At 67.7% G+C, this 1,216-nt stretch carries 1 protein-coding gene; it reads right to left on the bottom strand.

Translation table 11 applies throughout. From position 1 onward, the window contains the following. Positions 1–7 precede the first annotated feature (7 nt). On the bottom strand, positions 8–1,171 hold the full coding sequence (locus tag QYS60_RS25695) for an IS30 family transposase (protein WP_371384659.1): 1,164 nt from the start codon (positions 1,169–1,171) through the stop codon (positions 8–10). Positions 1,172–1,216: the final 45 nt, after the last annotated feature.

Raw genomic sequence — 1,216 nt, 5'->3', positions numbered from 1 at the left:
GGCGGTTTCAGGCGGCCGATGCGACAAGCTCGGTGAACGCTTCGGTTGGCGTGCGCCAGCGTAGCGTCTGCCGGGGACGGCCGTTGAACTCGTCCTGGACCTGCTGCAGGTCCTCGGGCGTGTACACCGACAGGTCGGTGCCCTTGGGGAAGTACTGCCGGAGCAGACCGTTGGTGTTCTCGTTGGTGCCGCGCTGCCACGGCGAGTGCGGATCGCAGAAGTAGACAGCGACGTCGGTGGCCATGGTGATCTGGGCATGAGCACGCATCTCGTGGCCCTGATCCCAGGTCACCGACCGCTGCATCACCTCCGGCAACGACCGCATCGCGGCGATCATCGCATCGCGGACGCCGGACACGTCGCGGACCTTCGGCAGGTGCAGCAACACCACGTACCGGGTGGTGCGCTCGACCAGGGTGCCGATCGCCGAGCGGTTGCGCGCCCCCATGATCAGATCTCCCTCCCAGTGCCCGGGCACCGCCCGGTCCTCGACCTCGGCGGGCCGCTGGGAGATGAGGATCTTGTCGGGAATATGGCGGGCACTGCTCGGCACTCGCCCCTGCGGCACCCGACGGGTGTGCCGGCGCCGCAGATACTCCGAAAGCTCTTTTCGCAGTTCGCCTTTCAGTTGCACATACACGGCCTGGTAGATGGTTTCGTGGGACACGCGCATCTCCGCTCGGTCGGGGAAGTCGACCACCAGCCTGGCCGAGATCTGCTGCGGGGACCAGCGCAGCTTCAGCCTGGCGACGACATACGCGCGCAACTCGGGTGCGGCCATCAGCTTGGCGACTTTCGGTCGCAGTGCTCGGGTCCAGGCCCGCGCGTGGGCCGACACGGCGCGGTAGCTACCGTCGCGGTTGCTGTTGCGTTCGATCTCCCGGTAGATCACCGACCGGTGCCGGCCCAGGTGCGCGGCGATCGTCTGGACCGACTCGTTGCGGGCGAGTCCGAGGGCGATGAGCTCCCGCTCGCCCAGGGACAACGACCGTCCGCCGTGCTCCCAGTGCGGGGCACGGCGGACGGTGCCGTTGGCCTCGTCCTCCCACCGGTAGCCGGTTTGGCGGCTGACACCGACCGCGGCTGCGGCCTTGGCGATCGACACCTTCGTCATGCGCATGGCGAAGAACCTAGCCTTCTTCGCCTCTCGTGCTGCTCGACCCACTGACATCTCCCCTGGTCAGGGAGCGTGTCGCATGGACCACCTGAGTCAGCC

It is taken from the genome of Rhodococcus sp. GXMU-t2271 (assembly GCF_041414735.1).
GTDB lineage: Bacteria > Actinomycetota > Actinomycetes > Mycobacteriales > Mycobacteriaceae > Rhodococcus > Rhodococcus indonesiensis.
This window is presented reverse-complemented; position numbering and strand designations above follow the sequence as displayed.